Source organism: Roseateles microcysteis (assembly GCF_036880965.1).
Lineage (GTDB): Bacteria > Pseudomonadota > Gammaproteobacteria > Burkholderiales > Burkholderiaceae_C > JAUASW01.
On record NZ_JBAJMV010000007.1, the window covers coordinates 94,123 to 120,675 of the forward strand.

Annotated in this window: 21 protein-coding genes, 1 tRNA gene and 1 pseudogene; 8 read left to right on the forward strand and 15 right to left on the reverse strand. The window is 65.2% G+C overall.

The genetic code is table 11. From position 1 onward, the window contains the following. Positions 1–5 precede the first annotated feature (5 nt). The 3 genes from V3596_RS19165 (at position 6) to V3596_RS19175 (ending at position 2,896) form a co-directional block, all read left to right on the forward strand. Positions 6–1,223, forward strand: a complete 1,218-nt coding sequence (locus tag V3596_RS19165; RefSeq protein WP_334279424.1) for an acetyltransferase domain-containing protein — start codon at positions 6–8, stop codon at positions 1,221–1,223. Between the two features lie 132 nt (positions 1,224–1,355). Then, a complete protein-coding gene (locus V3596_RS19170) occupies positions 1,356–1,706 on the forward strand; it encodes an AraC family transcriptional regulator (protein ID WP_334279425.1) in 351 nt (116 codons plus the stop codon). Continuing rightward, positions 1,703–2,896: a M20 aminoacylase family protein gene (locus V3596_RS19175; protein ID WP_334279426.1), complete on the forward strand. Its 1,194-nt coding sequence runs from the start codon at positions 1,703–1,705 to the stop codon at positions 2,894–2,896. The genes V3596_RS19170 and V3596_RS19175 overlap by 4 nt, the downstream gene beginning before the upstream one ends. A 14-nt stretch (positions 2,897–2,910) precedes the next feature. Here V3596_RS19175 and V3596_RS19180 read toward each other — a convergent pair whose 3' ends face one another. The 3 genes and pseudogenes from V3596_RS19180 to V3596_RS19190 form a co-directional block, all read right to left on the reverse strand. Then, positions 2,911–4,257, reverse strand: coding sequence for a type II toxin-antitoxin system HipA family toxin (locus tag V3596_RS19180; protein ID WP_334279427.1), 1,347 nt, complete (start codon positions 4,255–4,257; stop codon positions 2,911–2,913). Positions 4,258–4,269: 12 nt separating this feature from the next. Continuing rightward, positions 4,270–4,611, reverse strand: a complete 342-nt coding sequence (locus tag V3596_RS19185; protein WP_334279428.1) for a helix-turn-helix domain-containing protein — start codon at positions 4,609–4,611, stop codon at positions 4,270–4,272. A gap of 293 nt (positions 4,612–4,904) precedes the next feature. After that, positions 4,905–5,185 (reverse strand): annotated as a pseudogene (locus V3596_RS19190) (transposase); the annotation flags it as partial. A gap of 96 nt (positions 5,186–5,281) precedes the next feature. Between V3596_RS19190 and V3596_RS19195 the strand changes: the two are divergent. Continuing rightward, positions 5,282–5,404 carry a hypothetical protein gene (locus V3596_RS19195; protein WP_334279429.1) on the forward strand — a complete coding sequence of 41 codons (123 nt, stop codon included), beginning with the start codon at positions 5,282–5,284 and terminating at the stop codon, positions 5,402–5,404. A 153-nt stretch (positions 5,405–5,557) separates the two neighbouring features. Then, positions 5,558–6,067 carry a hypothetical protein gene (locus V3596_RS19200; RefSeq protein WP_334279430.1) on the forward strand — a complete coding sequence of 170 codons (510 nt, stop codon included), beginning with the start codon at positions 5,558–5,560 and terminating at the stop codon, positions 6,065–6,067. A gap of 602 nt (positions 6,068–6,669) precedes the next feature. Here V3596_RS19200 and V3596_RS19205 read toward each other — a convergent pair. The 6 genes from V3596_RS19205 to rsmB form a co-directional block, all read right to left on the reverse strand. After that, positions 6,670–8,220: a DUF262 domain-containing protein gene (locus tag V3596_RS19205; RefSeq protein WP_334279431.1), complete on the reverse strand. Its 1,551-nt coding sequence runs from the start codon at positions 8,218–8,220 to the stop codon at positions 6,670–6,672. Positions 8,221–8,573: 353 nt separating this feature from the next. Then, a tRNA-Phe gene (locus tag V3596_RS19210) sits at positions 8,574–8,649 on the reverse strand. Between the two features lie 122 nt (positions 8,650–8,771). Further along, on the reverse strand, positions 8,772–9,479 hold the full coding sequence (locus V3596_RS19215; RefSeq protein WP_334279432.1) for a response regulator: 708 nt from the start codon (positions 9,477–9,479) through the stop codon (positions 8,772–8,774). A 6-nt stretch (positions 9,480–9,485) separates the two neighbouring features. Then, positions 9,486–11,768 carry a sensor histidine kinase gene (locus V3596_RS19220; RefSeq protein ID WP_334279433.1) on the reverse strand — a complete coding sequence of 761 codons (2,283 nt, stop codon included), beginning with the start codon at positions 11,766–11,768 and terminating at the stop codon, positions 9,486–9,488. Beyond that, the gene (locus V3596_RS19225; protein WP_334279434.1) at positions 11,765–12,349 is read right to left on the reverse strand and encodes a DUF4390 domain-containing protein; all 585 of its coding nucleotides are present in this window, start codon (positions 12,347–12,349) and stop codon (positions 11,765–11,767) included. The genes V3596_RS19220 and V3596_RS19225 overlap by 4 nt, the downstream gene beginning before the upstream one ends. A gap of 5 nt (positions 12,350–12,354) precedes the next feature. Further along, on the reverse strand, positions 12,355–13,731 hold the full coding sequence (gene rsmB / locus V3596_RS19230; protein WP_416383997.1) for a 16S rRNA (cytosine(967)-C(5))-methyltransferase RsmB: 1,377 nt from the start codon (positions 13,729–13,731) through the stop codon (positions 12,355–12,357). Positions 13,732–13,801: 70 nt separating this feature from the next. Here rsmB and folE point away from each other — a divergent pair, with 70 nt between their 5' ends. Then, on the forward strand, positions 13,802–14,518 hold the full coding sequence (gene folE / locus V3596_RS19235; protein WP_334279436.1) for a GTP cyclohydrolase I: 717 nt from the start codon (positions 13,802–13,804) through the stop codon (positions 14,516–14,518). A gap of 30 nt (positions 14,519–14,548) precedes the next feature. Further along, positions 14,549–14,971, forward strand: coding sequence for a BLUF domain-containing protein (locus V3596_RS19240; protein ID WP_334279437.1), 423 nt, complete (start codon positions 14,549–14,551; stop codon positions 14,969–14,971). Here V3596_RS19240 and V3596_RS19245 read toward each other — a convergent pair whose 3' ends face one another. Then, positions 14,972–15,511 (reverse strand): LemA family protein, encoded by a 540-nt coding sequence (locus tag V3596_RS19245; protein WP_334279438.1) that lies wholly within the window; start codon positions 15,509–15,511, stop codon positions 14,972–14,974. It lies immediately after the preceding gene. Beyond that, positions 15,508–16,248 (reverse strand): 7-cyano-7-deazaguanine synthase QueC, encoded by a 741-nt coding sequence (gene queC / locus V3596_RS19250; RefSeq protein ID WP_334279439.1) that lies wholly within the window; start codon positions 16,246–16,248, stop codon positions 15,508–15,510. Before queC ends, V3596_RS19245 begins: the two co-directional genes overlap by 4 nt. A 238-nt stretch (positions 16,249–16,486) precedes the next feature. Between queC and V3596_RS19255 the strand changes: the two genes are divergently transcribed. Next, positions 16,487–19,618 (forward strand): M30 family zinc metallopeptidase, encoded by a 3,132-nt coding sequence (locus V3596_RS19255; protein ID WP_334279440.1) that lies wholly within the window; start codon positions 16,487–16,489, stop codon positions 19,616–19,618. Between the two features lie 26 nt (positions 19,619–19,644). Here V3596_RS19255 and V3596_RS19260 read toward each other — a convergent pair whose 3' ends face one another. The 4 genes from V3596_RS19260 to V3596_RS19275 are packed head-to-tail and all read right to left on the reverse strand — an operon-like array spanning position 19,645 to position 26,544. After that, a complete protein-coding gene (locus V3596_RS19260) occupies positions 19,645–20,916 on the reverse strand; it encodes a glutamate-5-semialdehyde dehydrogenase (RefSeq protein ID WP_334279441.1) in 1,272 nt (423 codons plus the stop codon). Positions 20,917–20,959: 43 nt separating this feature from the next. Next, the gene (locus V3596_RS19265; RefSeq protein ID WP_334279442.1) at positions 20,960–21,940 is read right to left on the reverse strand and encodes an AEC family transporter; all 981 of its coding nucleotides are present in this window, start codon (positions 21,938–21,940) and stop codon (positions 20,960–20,962) included. A 44-nt stretch (positions 21,941–21,984) separates the two neighbouring features. Further along, a complete protein-coding gene (locus tag V3596_RS19270; protein ID WP_334279443.1) occupies positions 21,985–23,829 on the reverse strand; it encodes an ATP-binding protein in 1,845 nt (614 codons plus the stop codon). A gap of 45 nt (positions 23,830–23,874) precedes the next feature. Next, a complete protein-coding gene (locus V3596_RS19275; RefSeq protein WP_334279444.1) occupies positions 23,875–26,544 on the reverse strand; it encodes a DNA topoisomerase III in 2,670 nt (889 codons plus the stop codon). Positions 26,545–26,553: the final 9 nt, after the last annotated feature.

Genomic DNA, 26,553 nt, shown 5'->3' on the forward strand with positions numbered 1-26,553 from the left:
CCATCATGGCCAGTTCTTCAAGCATGACCCAAGGATCGGTAGCGGCGCGGCCCGCTGCGGCCCTGCAAAGCAGCGCGGCCGCGCACAAGGCTCGCATCACGTCCATCGACGCCCTGCGGGGCCTGGTGATGATCGTGATGCTGCTCGACCATGTGCGCGAAAACCTGTACCTGCACCTGAACGTCACCGACCCGATGACGCTGCCGGGCACGCCCAACGACCTGTTCTTCTCGCGGCTGGCGGCGCATTTCTGCGCACCGATCTTCGTGTTCCTGACCGGCCTGTCGGCCTGGCTCTACGCCAACCCGCCCAGCGGCGTGACTCGCAATGTGCGCGAGTTCCTGCTCAAGCGCGGCCTGCTCCTGATTGCGCTGGAGCTGACGGTGGTGAACCTGTCCTGGAACGGCACCTATCAGGTGCTCTATCTGCAGGTCATGTGGGCCATCGGCTTCACCATGGTGGCTCTGGCCTTGCTGTCGGGGCTGCCGCGCTGGGCGCTGGCAGCGCTGGGCTTTGTCATCGTGGGCGGTCACAACGCCTTCGCCGGTGTCAATGTGTCGCCCGACAGCGCCTGGTATCCGCTGTGGACGCTGATGATGCATCGCGGCTGGCTGGTGACCGAGGGCATCGTGAAGGTCAAGGTCAGCTACCCGGCCCTGCCGTGGGTGGGCGTGATCCTGCTGGGCTATGCCTTTGCGCCGCTGTTCTCGGCGACCGTGGACAGGCTGTGGCGCCAACGCGTCCTGGTGCTGACCGGCCTGGCCTCGCTGGCCGTGCTGGCGGTGCTGCGCGGCTTCAACATCTACGGCGAGAACGCGCCCTGGACACCCGGCGCCACCACGGTGGAGACCGTGAAGTCCTGGCTCAACTTCACCAAGTACCCGCCCTCGCTCGACTTCCTGCTGATGACGGTGGGCGGCGGCGGCATGCTGACCCTGGCGGCCCTGGAGTTCCGCGACAACCGTGTCACACGCATCCTCTCCACCTTTGGCGGCGCGGCGATGTTCTATTACATCCTGCACCTCTATGTGCTGATGGTCGGCTACCGCATCATGTACGCGATCTTCGGCCCCAACCAGGGCACGCGCTTCGGTGTGGATATCGATTCGTTCTGGATTGTCTGGGTGGTCTGGCTGACCATGGTGCCCTTGCTGTACTTCCCGGTGAAGGCCTTTGCCAACTACAAGCGGCGCACGACCCTCTCCTGGGTGCGCTACTTCTGATCGAAGCAGTCGGGCCCCCGGGACGGCGGCCCGCATCTTGTGTCTTGGGCAGCCTGGAAATCGCAATTCCATGCTGCCGGCCGGCGCCTGAACGGCCGATGCGTAGATGGCGGCGGCCCTAAGCTTGCAGCCATGGCAACTGTTGTTGAAGGCACGCGGCGGCGCTCGCTCGCACCCGCCCTGGAACACATCCACCAGCATCTCGGCGAGCCGCTCAGGCTCGAGTTGCTGGCACAGCTGTGCGGGCTCAGCCTCTGGCGTTTCGCCCGGGTGTTTCGCCAGCGCGTGGGGACTTCGCCCTATCGCTACATCAATGAGCAGCGCATCGAGCATGCCCAGGCCCTGCTGCGCCAGGGCCTGCCGGCGGCGCGCGTTGCCAGCGAGGTCGGCTTCTTTGACCAGAGCCATCTCAACCGACGTTTCAAGCGGCAATGCGGCATGACGCCCGGCCAGTTCCAGTCGGCAGCCGAAAGCGCTGCATGAGCGAAGTTGCCGACCTGCTGCCGGCCCTGGTCGCGCTGCGCCAGGACATCCACGCCCATCCCGAGCTGGCATTCACCGAGCACCGCACGGCAGCCCTCGTGGCCGCGGCGCTGAAGGAGCTCGGGCTGGAGGTCCACGAAGGCATTGGTGGGACAGGCGTCGTGGGCGTGCTCCGCCATGGCGCGGGCCGCTGCATCGGCCTGCGCGCCGACATGGATGCCCTGCCGATGCAGGAGCAAAGCGGGCTGGCCCATGCGAGCCGCACCGGGGGCATCCATCATGGTTGTGGCCACGACGGGCACACCACCATGCTGCTCGGCGCGGCCCGTCATCTGGCGCGCACCCGCCGATTCGCCGGCACGGTGGTCTTCATCTTCCAGCCGGCAGAAGAGGGCAAGGGCGGTGCCCGGGTCATGATCGAGGACGGGCTCTTCGAGCGCTTCCCTTGCGATGCCGTCTACGCCCTGCACAACTGGCCCGACCTGCCGCTGGGCGAGGCGCAGACGCGGCCCGGCGCCATCATGGCGGCGGCAGATCGATTCGACATCACGGTGCGCGGCCGCGGCGGCCATGCGGCCCAGCCGCAGCAGACGCCCGACGCCATCCTGGCGGCCAGCGAGCTGGTCTGCCAGCTCAACACCATCGTGGCGCGACAGATCGACCCCGGCGAATCGGCCGTGCTGTCGGTGACGCGGATCGAGGGCGGCCATTCACACAATGTGCTGCCCGCCGAGGTCGGCATCACCGGCACCGTGCGCAGCTTCGATGCCGACACACAAGACCGCATCGAGGCCGCCTTGCGCGCCCGGGCCGCTGGCGTGGCGCTCTCCAGTGGCACCGAGATCGAGGTCACGTACACGCGCTACTACCCCGCCACGATCAACAGCCGCGCCGAGGCCGAGCTGGCGCTGGCCGCTGCGCAGTCCATCGGCTTGCGGGCCAGCGAGGCCGCACGGCCCGCCTTCACCTCCGAGGACTTTGCCTTCATGCTGAAGGAAGTTCCTGGTGCCTATCTCTGGCTGGGTCAGGGGGCGGCCGCTGCTGCCGTCTCGGACGCAGATGCAGTGGCGGCTTGGGCATCACGCCCGCTTCATCACCCCTGCTACGACTTCAACGACAAGGCCTTGCCGCTGGGAATCAGGTGGTTCACGGCGGTGGTGGAGCGGGAGTTGGGTGGCTTGGGGGGCTGAGGGCGGAAGGCGGTTCAAGGCAAAAGCTTGCGCAGCGCCGGCGTAGACACGTCGTCGACATGGCGGAATGCCGTCGCGACACGCTCCATCTGTTCTGCGGGCAGACCGAAAGCCTCGAAGTAGACGCGCCACTCCCGAACCACCCGCCAGATCTGGTCGATCAATTCGCAGGCGCGCGCCTGTGAGAGCGTGAAGCGCGCATGCCAGCCGAGCGCATTGTCCAGCGTGGCCGTCCGCCCTTCGGGTCCCACGCCCAGGTGCAAGAACCGCTCAAGGGCAATGCTCGGCCGGGGCAGTACGTCATAGAGAGGGCTCAGTCTCCAGCCCATCAGCCGTGGGTCCCAGACGAACCCGTGGTTGCGCAGATGGTCGTCGTCGTTGCTCACGAACAGGTTGTAGACCATCCTCTTGAACAATTCTTCGTTGTTGGCCCGGATGACGCTGGGATGGCAGTACCGCCGCACCGCATCGGCCAGATCGGCATAGGACTTGGTGCGCGATTCGGTTTCATCACAGGCCACCAGCGTCAGGCCGCTGACGAAACCCATGCGATGCTCCACACGCCCCTCACCTGGCCCCAGCGCCAACCAGCCGGCATCCTGCGCCAGTTGCGCGCCCGGCGCCATCCAGTAGCGGTCGAAGCGCCGGATCAGCATGATGCGTCTCTCGCCCAGCATTTCGTTGCGGACAGGCGGCACGTGCAGCCCCGCCTCCTGGGCAAGCCGCAGTGAGGCGCACTCGACGCCAGGAATATCGAAGCGATCCTGCCGGCTGGAGAACTTGGCCAACCAGAGTACGCCGGCCTCGTCTCGCACTGAAGCCTTGGGACGCGCGCCGCCCAACGCAGTCCCGTCCTGGAAAATGGCTTCCAGATGGGCCGGCACTGCCGCGCCCTCTTCAATCCGCTCGGCCGCTTCCATGAGGTGGGCCAAGGTGTGCCAGTTGCTGGCGCCTGACGTGGGCCCATCCTGGATGCTGCGACGAATGTCCAGTGCGCCGACACGCTCACTGCCCGCATGCAGCAGGTACTGGGATTCCGGCAGGCTGTTGGCCGGTACACGCAGCTTGGCTTCAATGACACGCCGCCCCCAGGCATCGGGTGCAGCATCGCGGATGCCACCGAAGAAGGGAAGAGCGCCAGGCGGTAGCAGGCGCTTGCCACGAACCGCGTCACGGTCCGCAATGCTCAGCCCGAGCGGGTCCACTTCCAGCGCATCAACTCGCCCGAGATAGTTGATTCCGTAGGCAAAGCTGGAGGCCTGAAGCTTGTCGCCGTCCTCGGTCAGGATGAGTTGCCCGCAGGGCGCCCAAGCGACACCCAGATGCGCAAAGGCCATCAGTTTGCTGTCTTGGGCTGCCATGGCTCGTGGGCTTTAGAAATCGAGCTCATCAAGTTCAGAGGCGCTCAGGTCGCGGACACGTTGGGTCTGTTCTCTGACCGTCAGTGACACGAGCGCAGGGTCAGCTTCGGTCAACAGGTCGACCAGGGTGCTGCCGGGCGCGATGGCATCCAGGTAGCGCAGCACTTGTCCAATGGCCAAGCCTGGGTCGCCCTGCTCGATTCGGTACGCGGTATTGCGCGAGAGACCTGCGCGCAGCGCAGCGTCCGTTTGCTTGACTCGACGCGCCAGGCGCAGTCGAGCAAGCAGTTGGCCAATGCGGCGGCCCTGCTCCAGCAGGTGGGAGGGCAAGACGGCGGACTGGCTGACCTTCATATGCGTTAAAACGAGCGCTGATTGCTTATGGTTCGATTTAACGAGCACTTTAGCGCCTCATCCGGTGAATCGCAAGAAAATGCTCGTTAATGCGAGCATTGGCCTCATTGCGCTCGATTTAACGAGCAGTCATGGCGTAGCGAGAGGGGCTTGCGCATGTTGAAGCGACAAGCCCCGGATAGCGAGCTATGCGGGGCTTTCGTCTACGTGCTTGTCGCACTTGCAAATTCTTGGTGGCCTGGGGAAGAAGGCGGAATGTGCCTGCTCGGCTTTGGCCGATCAGTCAGCTGTTCTCGCCGAGCCAGCGGGCTCACCATTTTCTTGCGTTGATTTCCTTCAGGATCGCGTTGTCCAGCGCCGCCTCGGCCAGCAGCTTCTTGAGCCGGCTGTTCTCAAGCTCCAAGGCCTTGAGTCGCTTGATGTCAGCGACTTCAAACTGGCCAAAGTGCTTACGCCAGGCGTATATCGTGGGGCCGCTTACCTTGTGCTTCTTGGCGGCCTCGGCCACCGATGTGAGATCTGCTTCGCGCAGGATCGCGACCATCTGCTCTTCCGTGAATTGACTCTTCTTCATGGGCTCCTCTTTGGGCGGGAGCCATCTTCCTAGATATCAACGTCTCGGAGAAACCGGGCACGCCACACGCGCGAACAATGCTGCGCAATCCAGAAGATGCTGGTTCTGCAAGAAAGCCAGCTTGAAAGTGCTGACTTGACCGATGTGCTGCTCCAGGCGGTCGTCAAGACCGTGAAGGCGCGGATCGGCGAAAACAACATCATCGCGGTCAGCGCCTAGCGGGGCGCAGCGCCGGTGGCCGATGTACGCCGCTCGGTAGCAAAGGCCTGGGCGGTGAAACGGGGTAGCTTAGGTAGGTGCCACCTGTGCAGCTACCATGCCGGCATTGAAAGCTCGGCCTCAGCATCCTTGCAGGCTACCAGGGAGGACACAGTGATTTCCAAAACGTTCGCGCTGCTTCTGCTGAACTTCGCAGCCAGCCTCGCCCTCGCAGCTGGGCCCTTCGACTATAAGGGGCTTCCACTCGGCACCTCGCTTGAAGACTTTCAGAAGGCTCAACCTACTTTCAAGTGCAACCGTGAGCCAGGGCAGCTCACATATTGCGTATCTCGCAATTCCACTTACGCGCAGCAGCCGATCATGCATGCAACCGCGGAGTTCATTGATGACAAGCTGGCAAACATCTACTTGATCCTTCCTCAGGACGCTACTGAGTCTGCAGCAATCATCAACGCGGCACTACGCGCGAAATACGGAAAGCCCGACCATGGCGACGTCAACAAGATCGTCACTCGCTTCACATGGATCGAGAAGGGCTCTAAGCTGGAGTGGCTGGCGACCAGCTACGAAGGGAAAGCCAATATTGCTGTGACCCTGCAGATCGACGACTTCGATACGCGCAGGCTCCGTGCGACTCAGAAGGGTGCAATGGCAGACCTGTGAGATCGGGCGGCTTGCCAAGGTCACGCTGACTGCCGAGCGGCGGGAAGTGCAGGCATTCTTTCGCAAGTGACTGCACACCACATCCAGATATCCAAGCCTTCGCGCCTTAGGCGTCCGATCATATTGAACTTCCACTCGTCGTAGCCGGCCGCGACCGCTATGTCAGAGACAGCGAATTTCAAGCGGTGTGGGAGCAGGCTGACCAGACCCTGCGCGACGCGGTGGCCCTGGCCCTGTTGACCGGTCAGCGGCCTGCCAACGTGCTCAAGATCCAGCCTGAAGACCTGCGCGACGCGCGCTGTGGATCACGCAGAACAAGACCAAGACCAAGCGGGCCATTGAACTGACCGGCGAGCTGGCCGCCTGGCTGATTCAGGACGACTGCGGCGAGCCGCTGGTCAACTTCGCGATGCGATCACGCTTCGACAAGGCCCGGCACGCGGCCAGAGTGGATTTTCAGTTCCGGGACACTCGGGTCAAGGCAGCAACCAACACCGGCGACCTGGCGCACTCACAGAAACTGCTTGGCCATCGCAATCGCGACATGACAGAACACTATGTGCGCACACGGATTGGCGAGCGGGTACAGCCCCTCCGGTAGGCTAGTTCTTTACCGACTGATTGCAATACGGGTGCGTGAGTTGCAGGTTGCCATTGCTCCCCTTGCCACCGTTGCGTGCCTCGAGCACATGGTCGTAAGAAACAGATTTCTCCGGGTCCAAATAACCATCGCATATCGGGCACTTAATTGCGCCATTGAGAGCTACCTGAATAAATACGGCACTCTTGGTGTCGTCGGAGAAATTCTTAGCGGTCGTTTCAGCAGTGCCCACTAGGATCTTGCCCTCCATCCCGGCGAAACGAACAAGATCCGCTTCGCCCACCGCTTGCCCTTCTTTGAGGGCATCGATCATTAGGCCCAGCGTTCTTGTATATCGCGCGCTGCGGCCTGAACTGGCGGTGCGCTGAATGATGATCGAAATCAGATCCTTGTGTGCCACCAACGCTTCTTCAAGCTTTGAACGAACCTCCGTGAAACGAGCGAAGAACTGCTTGTCGTTGTTGGCGAGCTTGGAGCCAATTAGAGCAACGGTCCCCATGAACATGGGGCCGGAGTGCCGGCCGGTTGGTCCATAAAAGTAGACGGCAGGATGAAGCCCCAAGCTGCCTTTGTCGTTGCCCGTAATTCGCCCAACCAGCGCTAGTGCCCGCGATAGCATCTTGACAGTGGCAGTCCCATCCGGGTCATCAAGAAGGGCCTCGACAGACTTCGGGTCGCCCTGCTGGTTCCTCTCGGCAATCAGCATTAAGTCGATCAGCGCCTCCAGCGCGGTTCGAATTCCCCGGGGCCCGCCCAGCGGCAAGTCAAGCGTCTTGATCGGCCTTTCAATCTCCGGATCGAACAGCGCAGAGTGAAGACTCTTTGCCTTCGCTTCAATCTCGCTGGCCACCGTGGCGCTAAATCGCGACCAGTACCGATGCCCTCTGCCCGATCTAATGATTGCTCTGGCGGCGATTGACGCTGGTTTGGCCCGATTTTTCAGGAGAAGTTCTTCAATATCGTCGAGAGGTGTTCCTTTCGTGTTGATTTTGAAGAATGAGCTCTCGGCCTTGTCGGCATCCCCGTTCACCCACTGGATCGGCAAGCCCCGTGACACCACAGCAGTGAGCTTCCTGCGTTCGGCAAGGTCCAGAGCCTCATCGCTAATGCGAGCTTGATAGTGCTGCCACGTCCCGATGGATTTCGCGATCAGCGCTCTCGTGGTTTCTGCTGCCTTTCGCTGGCCCTCGGCGATCTGATAGCCGAAGAACGCCTGAGAAGTCGGCCCGTCGCCATAGTCGTCCTCGACCCAGGCTCTTAGTGCGCTCAGGCGATGCCCGCCATCAATTACAAACAAGTAGGTCGGCGACTTCCACAGAATCACTGACGGAATTAGGTCGCCGCTTACAAAGCACTCAAGAAGGGAAACAACCTGCTCGGGCGCCCAGTGATTCGTTTCTCTCTGGAAATCGGGCTTTCGCAGGCTCGGGCCCATGAAGCCGCCGGCCGTGAAGTCTCGAAGAGAGATCGTCGCCACGTTTTCGTAGGACTGCGTTTCGTCAGTCGCGGTCGTAGCAAAGTCCTCGCGCTTGATCATCGCGTCGAGGTTCACAAGATTCGATCGAACCGCCACGGCATCCCCCTTCAAGACATGCGCTCGGCACTCGCGCCCACCAATTTGTAGACACGTTGCCGAATGCACAAAAGCCCCGAACAGCGAACTGTGCGGGGCCTTAGTCTAAGTGCTCGTCGGCACTGAATTCTTGGTGGCCTGAGGAAGAAGGCGGAATGTGCCTGCTCAGCTTTGGCCGATCAGTCATCCTCCATGCCTCGTTGGGCATTCCGGACCGTTGCTGCCGCAACGTCCTACGACAGTCCCCCGGACTGTCGTAGAGCGAACGTGGTTCTCATCCGCTGCCGAAGCCAGCAAACGAAAATGGCTCCCCGAGGGGAGCCATTTGCGTTTGGTGGCCTGGGGCGGAATCGAACCACCGACACGCGGATTTTCAATCCGCTGCTCTACCAACTGAGCTACCAGGCCATTTGTCTTGTCTGTCGCGTCTTCGGCCTTGTTTGGGCCCGTTTGCACGGGTGGCGAATCAGCGAAGACCGCGACTATAGCACAGCTTTTTGGGCTGTTTCCAGCCCTCCAGCCTCGTCAGATCAGATGCCGCCGCCGCGCTTGTTGCGCGAGAGGTCGACGCCGAGCTGCTTGAGCTTGCGGTAGAGGTGGGTGCGCTCCAGGCCTGTCTTCTCGGCCACACGGGTCATGGAGCCGTTTTCCTTGGCCAGGTGGAACTCGAAATAGCTCTTCTCGAAGGCATCGCGCGCCTCGCGCAGCGGGCGGTCGAGCTCGAAGCTCTGCTCCGAGGCCAGACCGGCCGGCGGCAGCGTGGCCAGCGGCAGGCTGTTGCCGGAGACCGGCAGGCTCATCTGCAGCGAATTCATCTCCGCGCGGGCATAGCTGTTGTGGTTGGTGCTGCCCAGCACAGGCGCCGGACGCGGCGCGGTCTTGACCAGGGCCTGCTCGACAGCGCGCAGCAGCTTCTGCAGCGTGATCGGTTTTTCCAGGAAGGCGATGGCGCCGAACTTGGTGGCTTCGACCGCGGTGTCTATGGTGCCGTGGCCGCTCATCATGATGACGGGCATCGAGAGCTGGCCGCTGCTGCCCCATTCCTTGAGGAGCGTGATGCCGTCGACATCGGGCATCCAGATGTCCAGCAGCACCAGATCGGGCCTCATCCGCTCGCGGCAGGCGCGGGCCTGAGCCGCGTTTTCGGCCAGTTCGATGGAGTGCCCCTCATCAGTGAGGATTTCGGACAAGAGGGCGCGAATGCCCAGTTCGTCGTCGACTACGAGAATGGTTGCCATGGATACCTAGTTCAAGCGGGGCTGAGGTGCTGCGCCGGGGTCGGCGGGGCCAAATGCAGTCGCAAGATTTGAAAATGATAACGAAACTTGCGCGCCCACCGTCGGCTGGGCCTCGTCGCCGTCCTTGTGCAGGTTGGACAAGCGGATGCGCGCGCCATGTTCGTCGGCGATTTTCTTGACCACCGCAAGGCCGAGGCCGGTGCCCTTGCTCTTGGTCGTGACATAGGGTTCGAAGGCGCGCTTGAGCACCTTGTCGGCAAAGCCGGGGCCGTTGTCGATGATCTGCAGGCGCAAGCTGCGCAGCTCGCCGGCTTCGCTGAATGACTTCTGCGTACGCACCTGCACATGGCCGTCGGGACGCTCACTCACGGCGTCAAGACCGTTCTGCACGAGGTTGTGGATGACCTGGCGCAGCTGCGTGGCGTCGCCCATGATGAGCGGTGGCTCCGCAACGAGGTCGGCATGCAGGCGGCCCGCCTCCTGGGCCGGCACATAGAGCAGCAGCACCTCGGCAACCAGGTTGTTGAGGTCCAGGGCCGTCAGTTGCGCAGCCGGCAGGCGGGCGTAGTCGCGGAACTCGTTGACCAGCTGCTTCATCGCCTGCACCTGGTTGACGATGGTGCCCACGGCGCGCACCAGCATGGCCTGGTCCGCACCCTCGAGCTTGGCCTCCAGCTTGTGCTGCAGGCGTTCGGCCGAGAGCTGGATCGGCGTCAACGGGTTCTTGATCTCATGGGCCAGGCGGCGCGCCACCTCGCTCCAGGCCGCCGAGCGCTGGGCCGAGACCACCTCGGTGATGTCGTCAAACACCATCAGCCGCGCGTCATGCGGCATCGTGGCGCCTCGCACCAGCAGGGTCAGGATCTCGCCGCTGGGCTGCGGCAGTTCGAAGCTGTCTTGCCATTGGCCGCGTTCTCCGTCTTCCGGGGTGGAACGGTGCGCATCAAAGCGCTGCCAGACCGCCTGCGCAAAACCCTGCAAGGGCTCCAGCTCGGACATGCGGCGGCCACGGTAGGCAAACAGCGGCTGGCGCAGGATGCGGGTGGCGCCGGGGTTAACGGTGTCGATGCGGCCATCGGCATCGAACACGATCACGCCGGCGGTCAGGTTGTCGAGGATGGTCTGCAGATTGGTGCGGGCCGCTTCCAGCTGGGTCACGCTCATCTCGACCATGGAGCGGGCATCAGACAGCTGCTCCGTCATGTCCGCGAAGGAACGCGTCAGGCCGGCCAGCTCGTCGCGGGTGGTCAGCACCGGTTTGGCGGACAGGTCGCCCTGCGCCACCTGGCGCACGCCGTCGGCCAGGAGCAGCAGCGGCCGCGCCAGCTGGTTGCCGAGAGTCACGGCCAGCAGCAGCGCCGCAAACACAGCCAGGATCAACACCAGGGTCAGCGTGCCCAGGTAGACGCGGCGCAGGCCGCCGATCTCGAGCGCCCGCTGCTCGTATTCGCCGCGGGCGTTCTGAACCGCCAGCGCATTGGCCACGGTGGCCGTGGGCAGGCGTTGCACCACCATCAGGTAGCGCTCGCCGCTGGCGCTGGCGCCCAGGCTGCGTTCGCTGCCGTGCAGATAGGCCAGCGCACGCAGGTGGACGCGGCCCTGCAGCACGGCGGAATCATCGTCCAGGCCCTCAGGCTTGCCGACCGCCACCTCCTCGCTGCGCGCCCGGCGCAGCAGCGACAGGTCTGGCCGATCAGGCAGGAGCGAGCCGGTGTCGCCGCCGACGCCGGAAAGGATCTGGCCATTGGGCCCGACCAGCGCAATGGTGCGCACATTCATCTGCTCGCGCAGCCGCTCCAGCGCCAGCACCTGCTGCGAGAAGTTGGTGTCGCGCAGCTTGTCGGCCGCATCGCGCACCTTCTGGCCCAGCTCGATGCCCATGGCTTCAAAGGTGCCGGCACCCAGCTCAAGGCCCGACTGCAAGGCGCTGGCCAGGCGCACGTCGAACCAGCTGTCGATGCTGCGGTTCACGTACTGATACGACACGGTGTAGATCAAGAGGCCCGGCACGACGCCGACCAGGGCAAAGATGCCCGCGAGCTTGAGCAGCAGCCGGCTGCCGAACTTGCCGCTGCGCACGCGCAGGAACAGGCGCAGCGCGGCAATGCCGATCACCAGCATCAGCACCACGGCCACCGCCACATTGACCCAGAACAGCCAGGCGTAATGGCGCTCGAAGAAGCCGCGCGGCGTGGTCGCGCCGATGGACAGCAGGAAGGACAGGACGCCGCAAACGCCGGTGATGGTCACCAGCGAGATGACCCAAGCCCATCGAGCAGCGCGGGTCATTGGCTCTGGCGCAGCGTGAGGTCAGCGTTGAGGCTCAACGTGCGCTCGATGCCCAGGGTCCAGCCCTGGGGCAGGCCCAGGCCGATCTGCATCGGTTTGGGCAACTGGCTGGTGTCGAGCTTATAGCTGAACTCCAGGTAAAAGCGCCCATCGTCTTCAAGGTCGCGCGCTTCCGCGATGCGCCAGGCGCTGACGCCGCGCAGCGAGCTCATCGCTTCGCTGAGCGTGGAGAAGCTCTGATTCAGCCCGCCAGTGCTGATCCGGTATTGCCGGGTCAGCGCCTGCCAGGTCAGCCGCCAGGTGCGGTTGACGCGGGCCACGCGGGAGTCGCGCCAGTACCAGCGGTTGCGGAACACGCTGACCTCGGCGGTGAAGTAGATGGGCACGCCCTTCATCAGCGCCTCTTCAACGCCGCGCGGCAGCTCGAAGCGGGTGTTGAAGCTGAGCTCCAGCGCGTCCTCGGCCTTCTCGGTCTTCAGGTGCACGAGCTCGATACCCTGAGCCAGCACAGGCGCCGCCAGGCCCAGCAGGGCGGCGGACAAAAGGGTGGTGGCAGCGGAGACGAACTGACGTCGGCGCAAAACGATCAGGCTTTCTTCTTCAGCAGCAAGGCATAGAAAAAGCCATCGACGATCGAGGCCCCAGCCGGCTGTGCCTCATTGTGTGCGAGGGGCAGCAGATGGCCCGTGAAGCCATCCACCGGAATCAGTTCGGCGTCCGGGCATCGTTGCAAAAACGCATCGACCTGGGCCTGACCTTCGGCCTTGAAGACCGAGCAGGTGGCGTAGACCATGCGGCCACCGGCCTTCAGGGTGGGCCACAGCGCATCCAGCAGGCCGGCCTGGATGTCGGCCAGCTGGGCGATGTCGCCCGGGCGGCGCAGCCAGCGCACGTCGGGGTGGCGACGCACGATTCCCGAGGCGCTGCAGGGCGCATCGAGCAGGATGGCGTCGAAGGCCTGGCCATCCCACCAGCTCGCGGTGTCGCGGGCATCGGCGGCCTTCAGCGTGGCACTTTGCTGAAGGCGGCTCAGGGTGTCCTGGACACGGGCCAGGCGCTGGGCGTCGGCATCCAGCGCCAGCACCTCGGCCTTGGGGCGCAGCTCCAGCAGATGGGCGGTCTTGCCGCCGGGCGCCGAGCAGGCATCCAGCAGGCGTGGCGCCTCGGGCAGCGGCGGCAGGCCGGCACGGTCGTTCAGGAGCAGCGGTGCGGCCAACTGGGCGGCGGCGTCCTGCACGGAAACATCGCCTTGGGCAAAGCCCGGCAGTTGCTGCACGGGCACCGGCTTGTCCAGCACCACGGCTTGCGGCGCCAGCTCGCCCAGCAGCCTGCCACCCAGGCCGGCTTGCGTGAGGCGCTCCAGATAGCTTGCCGCCGAACCGCGCCCGGCATGCGCGCGCAAGCTCATCGGCGGTTGTTCATTGTTGGCCGCCAGGATCGCTTGCCACTGCTCAGGCCAGTCGGCTTTCAGGCGCTCTATCCACCAGGGCGGATGGTTGAAGGCGCCTTGAGGGTCGCGCTGAGCCGCGGCCACCAGGGCCTCGCGCTCGCGCAGGAATCGGCGCAGCACCGCATTGATGAAGCCGGCCGAGGGCGCGGCGCGCTTGCGGGCGGCCGAGACGGTTTGGTCCACCACCGTGTGATCGGCGTAGGCGGGCTCGGCCACCGGCCACAGCAGCGCCAGGGCGGAGAGCAGAAGGCTGTCGACCTTGGGCGGCGGCGCCTTTGGCGCCAGGAGCTTGCGGGCCGCCTGGGCCGCGCCGAGGTGGCGAAGCACATGAAAGGTCAAGGCCTGCGTGCCAGGCCGCAGCTCGGCCGGGCAGCGCGCCAGCAGCTCGGTCAGGGACTGCCCGGCCTGCACGCCCTGCACGGCATCGGCCACCTGCAGGAGCAGCTTTTGCAGCGGCGGAGCGAAATGAGAGGGGGTAGGGACAGCAGACACGCGCTCAGTGTAGGGGGACATCCTGACTTGACTGAGCAGGTTCTCGGCGATCCGGCCACAATCCCTGCTGCATGAACAAGAACACACAGCCATGATGACCGGAGCCTCCGAAGCCTCAGACGACACGCCCGCCGGCCTCAGCGCCTCCGAGCGCATCCGCTACCGCCTGGTCAGCGCCGGCTGCCGCCACCATGCCAACGACAACATCGCCGCCTTCGTGCGCGAGGGCGAGCTCGATGAGGTCCAGGCCGAGGTGGCCGCCAAGCTGCAGGACGTGCTGCGCAGCCTGGTGATCGACACCGACAGCGACCACAACACCCAGGAAACCGCCAAGCGCGTGGCCAAGATGTTTGTGCGCGAGGTATTCCGCGGCCGCTATGTCGAGGCGCCGGCAGTGACCGAGTTCCCCAATGTGGCCCGCCTGAACGAGCTGATGATCGTCGGCCCGATCACCGTGCGCAGCGCCTGCTCGCACCACCTCTGCCCCATCATGGGCCGGGTCTGGATCGGTCTCTTGCCGAACGAGCACTCGAACCTGATCGGCTTGTCCAAGTACGCACGGCTGTGCGACTGGATCATGAGCCGGCCGCAGATCCAGGAAGAGGCTGTCACCATGCTGGCCAATGAGTTGCAGGAGCGCGTGCAGCCCGACGGGCTGGCCATCGTGATGGAGGCGGACCACTTCTGCATGCACTGGCGCGGCGTCAAGGACAGCGAGTCCATGATGACCAACAGCGTGATGCGCGGCGCCTTCCTGAAAGACCCGAATCTGCGCCGCGAGTTCCTCTCGCTGCTCAGCAAGAAGTAAATAGAAAGAATGCGCTCCAGGAGCAACCCCATGCTTGTCCGTCTTCTCTACGCCAGCCGTGCCGCCAGCCCCGTGGGCGATGCGGAGCTCAATGCCATCCTCAAGCAGTCGCGCGAGCACAACCCGGCCGAGGGCCTGACCGGCCTGCTCTGCTACAGCGACGGCATCTTCATCCAGGTGCTGGAAGGCGGCCGCGAGGCAGTCAATGCCCGCTACAAGCACATCGTGGCCGATGCCCGCCACAAGGACGTGGTGCTGCTCAGCTACGAAGAAATCGGCGAGCGCCATTTCGCTGGCTGGACCATGGGCTCGGTCAACCTGCACCGGCTCAACCCGGCGCTGGTGCTGAAGTACTGCTCGACGGCGAAGCTCGACCCCTACGCGATGAGCGGAAAAGCGCTGATGGCCTTGTTCCAGGAACTCGTCAACACCGGCGCCATCGTCTGTAACTGATCAGAGCGATCTGGCTTCCATGAAGCCGTAGACGCCGGTCAGGAGGCGGGTCGGGAATTCGCGCACCGCCTCGTTGTACTGGCGCACCGCCTCGTTGAAGAGCTGGCGCGTGAAGGCGCGCTGACGCTCCACCAGCTTCAACTCGTCCTGCAGGACATAGAGCTCGGCATGCTCGCGCAGCTCGGCGTGATGCTCGAGCATCGAGGTCAGCCGCGCCAGCGCTGCCGCGTGCACTGCCGCTGCAACGGCAAGACTCGCCACTGGGTCGGCCGCATAGGGTTTGGCGCGCACCTCGGCGGCCAATTGCTGGGCCTCCGCTTGCGAGGCGGCCAGCGTGTCGAACGTCGATTGCTCGGCCGGCAGCAGGGGCCGCAGCAGCTCACAGAGCTTGTCGCAGATTTCAGCGCGCCGGGTGAGGTGCTCGTCCAGCTGCGCAAAGGCCTTGCCTATCGCATTGCGCAGCTTCATCACGCGGTTGTAGGCACCGATGGCCCAGAAGAACACGAGCGCCAGCAGCGCCCAGCCCAGGTAGCCGATCATGAGCGGCCCTGCATGAACTCGGCGTGGCCGCGCGCGCGCAATTCACAAGCCGGGCAGTTGCCGCAGCCATAGCCCCAGGCATGGCGGGTCTTGCGCTCGCCCAGATAGCAGGTGTGCGTGTGCTCGACGATCAGCTCGTTCAGCGCCGGGCCCCCCAGTTGCTCGGACAAGGCCCAGGTTTCGGCCTTGGTGATGAACATCAGCGGCGTTTCCAGGGTCATGGGCGTGTCCAGGCCCAGGCTCAGCGCGACCTGCAGCGCCTTCAAGGTGTTGTCGCGGCAGTCCGGATAGCCCGAGTAATCGGTCTCGCACATGCCACCCACCAGCACCGAAGCACCCCGGCGATACGCCAAGGTGGCGGCAAAGCTCAGGAACAGCAGGTTGCGGCCGGGCACAAAGGTGTTGGGCAAGCCGTTGGCCTGCATCTCGATGGCCCGTTCGCTGGTCAGCGCGGTTTCGGAGATCTGGCCCAGCAGCGACAGGTCCAGCAGATGGTCTTCGCCGAGCTTGGGCGCCCATTGCGGGAAGCGCGCCTTCAATTCGGCCAGCACTTCCAGGCGGCATTCCAGCTCGACCAGGTGGCGCTGGCCATAGTCGAAACCCAGGGTCTCGACCGCCGCATAGCGCTCTAGCGCCCAGGCCAGGCAGGTGGTGGAATCCTGTCCGCCGGAAAACAGCACCAGGGCCTTGCGGCCGCTGTTGGCTTGCGGCGGGGTGTCTTTGGGAAGAGTGCTCATGGGGTACAGCTCGAAAGGCGGCCTCATTGCCGCCAGACCTGCATGTTATGTGTCCAGGGCGATTGGCAGTGAGACCGGGGCACAGAAAGGGAAAACACCAGGGCCCAGCGCTTCGCCGGCAGCCGCTGCTAACCACACAATGTCACCGCCCACCGCGCCGCACCCGCGGGGGCCAGGTCTTGCGCGCTCGCTGCAGACCAATGCATCACAAGCTCAAGGGCGGCAGGGGGAATCATTCATGCAGAAGCGAGCACCCGCGGGTCGGCGCCGGGTCTGGGCCGGTTTGTTTGTCGCCATCTTGCTGGCCGGCTGTGGCGGCGGAGGGAGCGCTGACCATTCAGGCAGCACGCCAGCGCCGAAAGCCACGCTGTCCATCCAGTTGAACGGACCCTCGCAGGTACGTGCCGGCGAGTCGCTGCAGATCAATGGCTACCTGGATCAGGGCAGCGCGAGCCCTGCCGCCATGACATGGCAGCTGCTGGAGCGCCCGGCAAGCAGCCAGGTCACCCTGCCGCCAGGAGAAAGCAGCAGCCAGTTGCTCAGCACCGATGAGCCGGGGCGCTACGTCGTGCAATGGACCGTCACTGGCGCCGACGGAGAGAAAGTCCAGCGGCAACTGGCCGTGGACGCAGTCGCCGGGCCGCTGATCGAGACCTCGGCTCCGACGGGCCAGCTGCAGCTGGGGCAGGCCACCGTGCTGCAGGCCCGTCAGCCCACCGCCGCCGTCAACGGCTTGACCACCTACCGCTGGACGCTTCTCGAGGGGCCGAGCGGCAGCGGAGCCAAGCTCAGCGCAGCCTGGGGTTCGGAAGTCAGCCTGAAGGCCGACGTGGCCGGGCAATACCAGGTACAGGTGGAGGCCATCCAGGGTGAGACCGTCACCAAGACGGTCCGCACCCTCGCGGCCTCCACGATGCGCAGCGTCATCACTTACCCCACCTACACATGCAACGGTCCGCTGAGCTGCAATATGGCCGTCGGCGTACCGCGGACGGTGAGCATCTACTTTGTCGGTACCGTCGGCAATGCCACGGTGGTCTATGACTGGTTCCTGAGGTCCGCGCCCGAGCGAAGCCGGCTGCCACCGATGCTGGCAAGCGGCACGGCCCCCTCCATGACCTTCACCCCGGATGCAGTGGGTCAGTACTGGATCGAGCTGAAGCCAAGCAGCGGCGACGTGAACATCACCGGCGCCAGCATGCTTGTGCAGGTCATCACCAGGCCGACCGGCAGCATCAAGGCGCCCAGCTCGGTCCTGGTGGGCCAGCTTGCTACCCTTGACGCGTCAGCGAATCGAGCGGTGGATGGACGCGAGATCAACGGCAGGGCTCGCACATGGACCCTGGTCAAGGCGCCCAAGGGCAGCAGCGCCGTGATTCAAGCGGACACCTGGGGGCTCCTCACTGCCAAACTGCAGCCCGACCGGCCTGGCGACTACGTGATCTCGCTGGGCATGGAGGACCTGCCCGACTACGCCACGGTCACCCTGCGCGCCACCTCCCTCGACCCTCAAACCGTCTACCCGCCCAAGCTGACGGCACCGCAGGGGCCCTTCGTGCCGGGTGAGGAGGTCCTGTTCAAGGCCGAATCCTCGGCGGACCTGGGCCAATCCATCGTCCACGAATGGAAGTTTGGCGACGGATCCACCGCGACCGGCGATGAAGTCAGCCACCGCTATCCCTATCCCGGGGTCTACCAGCTCCAGGTGATTGGCCGGGACAGCGTCAGTCAGAAGGTCGCCCGGCAGACGGCCTCCATCAAAGTGGTGGCCAACCGCCTCGACAACATTCCGCCGGCACCCTGCGCCGCCGAGCCCTGCCCGGCCGCGGCAGCAGACCTCTATGCCGGCGAAGGCCTGGGCCGCTGGCAACTGATCAATGACCAGCCGCATGCGCAGGCCGTCAATATCGACATCGCCGGGGTCGCGGCGGGCCGGCAAGTTCTGGTCAGCCTGAGCAATGCCACCGGCAGCAATGCCGGCATTGCCGAACTCGGCCAGTCCCTGGGGATGGCGGCACGCCCGGTAAAAAGCGCAGGAACCTCCTCGATCGCGACTTACACGGCGTCCACGACCGAAGCGCCCGACTCGATAGAGCGCCGACGCGATGAGGCCCATGCCGAGCATCTGGCCAGAGATCGGGCGCTGACGGCCGCACTGGACAAGCTCAGCGGCACGGCGCGAGCCGGTGGCGGCCAGCGCAAGATTCAGAGCGCTGCGCCGCGACCAGCGCTGCCGGTGCCGGAGATCGGCAGCAGCCGCGACTGGAATGACGCCAGCACCGGCCTGCCATACAAGAGCCGCCTGGCAGACAGCTGCAGCCTGCCTGGAGGCCGCATGGTCCTGTTCTGGGTCGACGAGAACGCCCGGAGCAACGAGCTGCTGAGCAACACGCAGATCGCTGATGACTTCAAGCCGATGGCCTGCGGCGAAAAGGGCGGCTTCCAGCGACTGCAGCAGCTGTTGCGTGCAGAAGTCTTCGGCCTGCATGAACTCTCCTACATCATCAGCGACGCTGCCCTGCAGCCGGTGAACGTCCTGCTGGCCGATCCAGGCGCCAATCAGTACTGGGGCGCCTATGTCTACTCTGGCGACCTGTATCGCAAGACGTCGCTTCCGAGGAGCAACGAGGCCATCCTCATGGTCGTCAATGCGCGCTTCATCAAGACCGACCTGAATTTCATCAAATCATCGCTGGTGCATGAATTCATGCACCAGGTCAACAACTACCAGCGCTGGCTGCTCAACAACGGGCCCCGGCACGAATCCTGGCTGGAAGAAATGACCGCCATGGTCGCCGAGGACCTCGTCTCTTCGGAGCTGATCACCAAGGCCGATGGCAGCCGGTTCGCCCCCATGGCCTTGCGCATGGCCAGCTACCAGTCCAGCTCCTTCCCCGTGCAGTTCCTGGGTGGCGACGGCGTGAACTACAGCGTGGGTGGCAGCCTCGCCGGCTATCTGGACCGGCGGCTGGGTGCCAGCCTGCTGCGAGGCCTGACCTTCAATTGCCCCAAGGAAGACACGGCCGACGGCAGTTTCAGATGCCTGGATGACCAGGTGTTCCAGCTCTCGGGCAAGGGCCTGATGGAACACTACAGCGCCATGAACCTGAGCATCGCGGGCCCTTTCCACTCGGAAGACGGACCCGGTCTGGGCATGCCGCCCTATGTCAATGCGGAGGTCGATCTGCCGGCCATCGACCTCAAGACGCTGGGGTCAGGTCCCAGTGAGCAGATCTACGGGACTTGGCGTCTCTACCCAGGCGCCCACATCTACCAGTGGGAAAGCACGACTGCGGCTGCGGGAGCCCGCTACCGCCGCAAGGGCATCATGGTGCCGCCGGGGCACGTGCTGCAGATCGTGATTCGCTGACCCCGGGCGGGCCTGCTGCGCGGTGTTCAGCCGCGCACTTCGCCCTGCCCCAGCACCACCCACTTCATCGAGGTCAGCCCCTCCAGGCCGACCGGACCACGGGCGTGGAACTTGTCGGTGGAGATGCCGATCTCGGCGCCCAGGCCGTACTCGAAGCCGTCGGCGAAGCGGGTGCTGGCGTTGACCATCACGCTGGCCGAATCGACCTCGCGCAGGAAGCGCATCGCGTTCGGATGGTTCGTGGTCAGGATCGCATCGGTGTGATGCGAGCCATGCCGGTTGATGTGGGCGATGGCCTCGTCCAGGCTGTCGACCACCTTGATGCTGATGATGGGCGCGAGGTACTCGGTGCCCCAATCGGCCTCGCTGGCCGCCGCCAGCCTGGCACCAGCAAGCGGGCCCAGCAAGGCCAGCGTGCGCGGGCAGCCCCGCATCTCCACGCCCTTGGCCGCAAACACGGCACCGATCCTGGGCAGGAAGGCCGCCGCCTGCGCTGCGTGCACGAGCAGCGACTCGGTGGCATTGCAGGGGCTGTACTTCTGCGTCTTGGCGTTGTCGACGACTTTCAAGGCCAGGTCCAGATCGACCTCGGCATCGACATAGCTGTGGCAATTGCCGTCCAGATGCTTGATCACCGGCACGCGCGCCTCGGCACTGATGCGCTCGATCAGGCCCTTGCCGCCGCGCGGGATGATCACGTCCACGAACTGCGGCATCGTGATCAGGCGGCCCACGGCGGCGCGGTCTGTTGTGCTGATCAGTTGCACGGCCTCGCGTGGCAGGCCAGCTTCGGCCAGCGCGTCGCCAACCAATGCGGCCAGCGCCTTGTTCGAATGGATGGCCTCCGAGCCGCCGCGCAGGATGCAGGCGTTGCCGCTCTTGATCGCCAGCGACGCGGCCTCGATGGTCACGTTCGGGCGGCTCTCGTAGATCATGCCGAACACACCCAGGGGCACGCGCATCTGGCCGACACTGATGCCCGAGGGCCGCCGCTTGACGCCGGTGATCTCACCCGTCGGGTCGGGCATGGCCGCGATCTGCTCGCAGCCTTCGGCCACGGTGGCCAGGGTCTTGGCATCGAGCTTGAGGCGGTCGCGCATCGGTGCGTCCAGGCCCGCTGCGGCAGCCAGATCCTTGGCATTCGCCTCGGCCAGGGCTGGGCCGGATTCACGCAGGCGCCGGGCCAGCGCCATGAGGGCCTGGTTCTTGGCGGCGGTGGAGGCCGCGGCCATGGTGGTGGCGGCGGCCCGGGCGGCGGCGCCCAGGCCGTCCATGTAGGAATGCAGATCTTGGCTCATCGTGAGCCCATTCTCGACGATGGGCCATAGTGGGCGCTTCGCGTCACAGCAAGGCCAGCAGCGCGAGCCACAAAGGCGCCGTCACGACAAAGAGCAGGGTGGAAAGCACGATGGCCGCGGTGGTTTCGCCCTCCAGCGTGCGGTAGCGCTGCGCAAAGATCAGCGCGTTGGAGCCCACCGGCAGCGCGCCCATCATCACGATGACCGCCAGCGGCTGGCCGCTGAGGCCCAGACCCCAATGCGCCAGCGCCAGCACCAGCGCGGGCAGCACCATCAGCTTCAAGAACACCAGGCCCAGCATGCCGCGCCAGCGCTGGGGCCATCCGTAGTAGGCCAGCGACATGCCGATCAGGGTCAGGCAAAGCGGCACCACGGCCGTGCCCAGCGTGGCCAGCACTTCGTCGACCACGGCGGGCAGGCCCAGGCCCAGCGCGTTCCAGAGGAGGCCGGCCACCACCGGCAACACGACCGGATGGATCACGGTGTTGCGCAGCGTGGTCTTGAGCGTTGCCACCAGGCCGGCCGGCGCTTCGCGCGAGCGCTCGCGGGCCAGGTCCAGTTCGACAAGCAGCGTCAGCACCGTCAGCAAGCTCAAGGCATGCAGGCTGACCACGGTGATGTGGATGGCAAGGCCCGATTCGCCGAACACACCGGCCGCCACCGGCACGCCCACCTGCAAGGTATTGCCGAACACGGTGGTGATGGCCCGCGTGGCCGGCATCGCGGCCGTGCCCGTGCCACGCCAGCGCTGCCAGGCATAGACCGCCAGCATCAGGAGCATCACCGGGATGAAGAACGCCAGAAGCGTGGGCCAGGGCATGACCGCGAAGTCGACCCGCGCAGTGGTGCGGAACAGCAGCGCCGGCACAAAGATGTAGAAGGCCGCGTTGGACAGCACGCGCGCCGGATCGCCGCCGCTGCCGCCCGCATCGGCCTGGCCCAGCCAGCGCATGCGGCCGACGAACCAGCCTATCGCCACGGCGATGAAGATCGCCAGCAGCTTGTAGAAGACCATCCAGGACATGGTGGCGAGTATGCAAGCCGCGGCTTATCGCCGGCTTGCGTACATCAGGCGGAAACCGGGACTTCGAGCTCGAAGCTGAAGCAGCTGCCGCCGCCGCGCTCGCTGACCACGCTGATCTGGCCGCCCATCAAGCGCACCAGCTGCTGGCTGATCGACAGGCCAAGGCCCGTGCCGCCAAGGCGCCGGGCGTCTTCGGAGACCTGCTCGAAGGGCTGGAACAGTCGCTCCAGTTGCGCCGGCTCGATGCCGATGCCGGTGTCGCTGACCTCGAAGCGCAAGCGCACGCGGCCGTCACCCTGCCAGACCGGCTGGCAGGCCAGGCGAACCTCGCCCGCATCGCTGAACTTCACGCCGTTGGACAGCAGGTTCAAGAGCACCTGGCGCAGTCGCTGGCCGTCGGCGCGCACGCGCGTGGGCAGGTCGTTGTGCAGCTCCATGCGCAACTCGAGATGCTTTTCCTCGGCACGCAGGCGCACGGCATCGCAGGCCACTTCCATCAGCGCACGCAGGTCCAGCGCTTCGCTTTGCAGACGCACCCGACCGGCCTCGATGCTGGCCATGTCCAGCACGTCGGTGATCAGGCTCAGCAGATGGTCGCCGGAGTCGCGGATCAGGTTGATCTTGCCGATCTGGCTGGCGTTCAGGCTCGCATCCATCTGCAGGAGCTGCGAGAAACCGAGGATGGCGTTCAGCGGCGTGCGGAACTCATGGCTCATCGTGGCCAGGAAACGGCTCTTGCTCTGGCTGGCGGCTTCGGCGCGCAGCTTGGCCTGGCTCAGCTCGGCGGTGCGCTCGGCCACGAGCTCTTCCAGGTGGTCGCGGTGGCGAGTCAGCTCCTGCTCGGCGGCACGGCGCTCGCTGATGTCGCTGAGCATGCCCTCGATGCGCGGGCCGGCGGCATCCGGCACGATGTGGGCGCTGAGCTCGACCCAGCGCTGCTGGCCGTCGTGCGTGGAGATCAGCAGCGGCACCTGCGTCAGCACACGGTGGCGCAGCAGGGCACTGGCCAGGCGGCGGTACTCGGGCAGCTCGATGCGGGCCAGGCGGCGCAGGCTGTGCGAGTGGCCCAGCACCTGCTCGGGCCGGGCAAAGCCCAGCATCTGCGCCAGGGCGCGATTCAGGCGCAAGAGTCGCCCTCGGGCATCGCACTGGAAGATGCCCATGGTCGCGTTCTCGAACAGGCTTCGGTAGCGCTCTTCGCTGGCGCGCAAGACCTCGGCCGAGCGCTGCAACTGCAGGCTCATGGTGTTGAACTGCTCGGTCAGCACGCCCAGCTCATCGCGCCGCTCGACCGGCGTGGTCGAACCCAGCTCGCCCCCTGCCACACGCTGCGCCACGGCGCCCAGCCGCGACACCGGCAGTTTGACGAAACGGCGTATCAGCAGGGCGCTGGTGGCAATCACCGCCAGCAGCACGGCCGCCAGGATGGAGGCGACAAAGCGGCGCGATTGCGCCACGGCTTCGGAGACGAACTGCCTCGTGTAGACCAGCCGGCCACTGCCCACCTTGGCCGGCGCGGCCTGGGGCGAAGCCTGGTGGACGATGTCGAACTCCACCGTCAGCGGCTGCACGGCCTCGCGCTCGCGCACGCGCCGGGTCGGCTCGGCATCCACGCCCACCGCATTCAACTCGATGGCGTGCACCTCAGGCTCGGCCATCACCGCGTCCAGCAGGTTGCCGACGGCTGCCGTATCGAGGTTCCAGATCGGGCCGGCGAAACCACGCGCCGCCAGCTCGGCCATGCGGCCCTGGCGTCGCTGCAGCGCCTGCGTCAGCTCGTTCTCTTCGCGTTCGGTCCAGTACCAGCCCAGAGCGGTGACCAGCACGGCAGCCGCCAGCGCGATGCCGGCGGTCAGGCGGGTCTGCAAGCTGGTCGTGGGTCTGATCAAGAACTGCTCACTTCACAAAAAACAGCTGGGCCGATTGTGCCGGCATCAAGCGCTCTTGGCTGCCTTCTTTGCGGCGACCTTCTTGGCGGCAGGGGCCTTGGCGGCCACCGTCTTCGTGGCGGCGGTCTTGGCGGCGGTCTTGGCAGCGGTCTTGCCGGCCGGTGCCTTGGCAGCACGCGGCTCAAACTCGAACATCACCTTGCCGGCCTTCTTGTCGTACGCCAGGAAAGCCTTGAACTTGCGGCGCGTCTTGTTGGAGACGAAGTTCTCCAGCAGGTCGGTCTTGCCGGTGGCCAGCAGCTTTTCCATCTGCGCCGCCTCGATGGGTTGCTGCAGGATGATCTTGCCGCTCTTGAAGTCGCAGTTCACGCTCGCGCCGACGGCATGCTCGCACACGTAGTTGCTGCCATGCTCGAAGACCCGGCCCTGGCATTTGGGGCAGGCGCCGAGCGGGGTCTGCGCGCCGAAGTCCACCGGTTCGCCGTCGCCCTCCGCCTTCTTGGCGTCCTCGCCGAAGTCGAACTCGAGCTTCCAGTTCTGGATCTCCTCGTCATAGACCAGGGCCAGCTCGGCCGTGAAGGGCCAGCCCGCCTTGGAGCGGAAGCCTTCCAGCGGGCCGATCTTCTTGTTGGCCAGGAACTGCTCGACCTCATGCAGCTCGAAGCTGCGCCCGCCCGGGATCTTGCCGATGGAGAAGCCACAGCCTTCTGCATCGCCAGACTTGCCGGTGCAGGTGAAGCGGCGGTAGTTCTCCTTCACCACGCCGCCGCACTTGGGGCAGGGCGTCTTCAGCGTCGCATAGTCACCGGGAATGGTGTCGCGGTCGTATTCCTTGGCCTTGCGCACGACCTTCTCGGTCATCGCTGCAATCTCGGCCATGAAGGCCTCGCGGCCCAGGCGGCCCTTTTCCATCTCGGCCAGCTTCTGTTCCCAGTTGCCGGTGAGTTCGGGCTTGGTCAGGTCCTCGATGTCGAGGCCGCGCAAGAGCGTCATCAGCTGGAAGGCCTTGGCCGTGGGTATCAGCTCGCGGCCTTCGCGCAGCATGTACTTCTCGGTGATCAGGCCTTCGATGGTGGCGGCGCGCGTGGCTGGCGTGCCGAGGCCCTTCTCGGCCATGGCTTCGCGCAGCTCGTCGTCATCGATCAGCTTGCCCGCGCCTTCCATGGCGGACAGCAGCGTGGCTTCGCTGTAGCGGGCCGGCGGCTTGGTCTGCAGGGCCTTCACGTCCACGCTCTCGGTGGCCACCATCTCGCCGGCCTGCACCGGCACCAGGTTGACGCCGCTGGCGTCGGTGTCGTCGTTCTGGGCTTCCTTGCCATAGATGGCCAGCCAGCCCGGCTTCACCAGCACCTTGCCATTGGTCTGGAAGGCGAATTCCTTGCCGGCAGCCTTGACGGTAGAGATACGCGTCGTGACCTGGAACTCGGCCGGCGGGAAGAACACCGCCAGGAAGCGCTTGACCACCAGGTCGTAGAGCTTGGCCTCGATCTCGGAGAGGCCCTTGGCCGGCTGCAAGGTCGGGATGATGGCGAAGTGATCCGACACCTTGGCGTTGTCGAACACCTTCTTCATCGGCTTGATGTAGCCGGACTTCAGGGCCAGCTTGGCGTGCGGGGCCAGCATGCCGCCTTCGTCGGCCAGCATCTCGGCGGTCTGCTTGGCCACCTCGACATAGTCTTCGGGCAGGTAGCGCGAATCGGTACGCGGGTAGGTCAGGACCTTGTGCTTTTCATACAGGGCCTGGGCCAGGGACAGCGTGGTCTTGGCCGAGAAACCGAATCGCGAGTTGGCCTCGCGCTGCAAGGTGGTCAGGTCATACAGCCCCGGGCTGGCCTGGTTGCTGGGCTTGCTTTCTTCGGTGACGCTGGCGGGCTGGCCCTTGACGGCCGTCGCAATCGCATCAGCTTCAGCCTTGGTCCAGACGCGGTCGGCGCGCTGTTCGGCGTCCTCGGGGTTCTTCTTCCACTTGGGGTCGAACCACTTGCCTTCGTACTGGCCGGCCTGCGCGTCGAAGGTGCTGCGCACTTCCCAGTAGTCGCGGTAGATGTGCTTGCGGATCTTCTCTTCGCGCTCGACCACGATGGACAGCGTCGGCGTCTGCACCCGGCCCACTGTGGTCAGGAAGAAGCCGCCGTCGCGTGAATTGAACGCGGTCATCGCGCGGGTGCCGTTGATGCCCACCAGCCAGTCGGCCTCGGAGCGGCAGCGCGCGGCGTCGGCCAGCGGCATCATCTGCGCGTCGCTGCGCAGCTTCTCGAAGCCTTCGCGGATCGCCGCCGGCGTCATCGACTGCAGCCACAGGCGCGTGACCGGCTTGGTGATCGCGGCCTTGGCCGTGCCGGCGTACTGCAGGATCAGGCGGAAGATCAGCTCACCCTCGCGGCCCGCGTCGCAGGCATTGATCAGCGAGGTCACGTCCTTGCGGCGGATCAGCTTCACGAGCGCGTTCAGGCGACCCTTGCTCTTGTCGATCGGGTTCAGGTCGAAGTGCGGCGGAATCACCGGCAGGTTGGCGAAGCTCCATTTGCCGCGCTTGACGTCGAACTCTTCCGGCGCCTTGATCTCGACCAGGTGGCCGACGGCCGAGCTGACGACATAGCCCTCGCTCTCGTAGTACTCGTCGTACTTCTCGAACTTGCCCGCGGTGGGCGTGAGAGCGCGCACGATGTCCTGGGCCACGCTGGGCTTCTCGGCAATGATCAGTGACTTGCTCATGACTCTTTC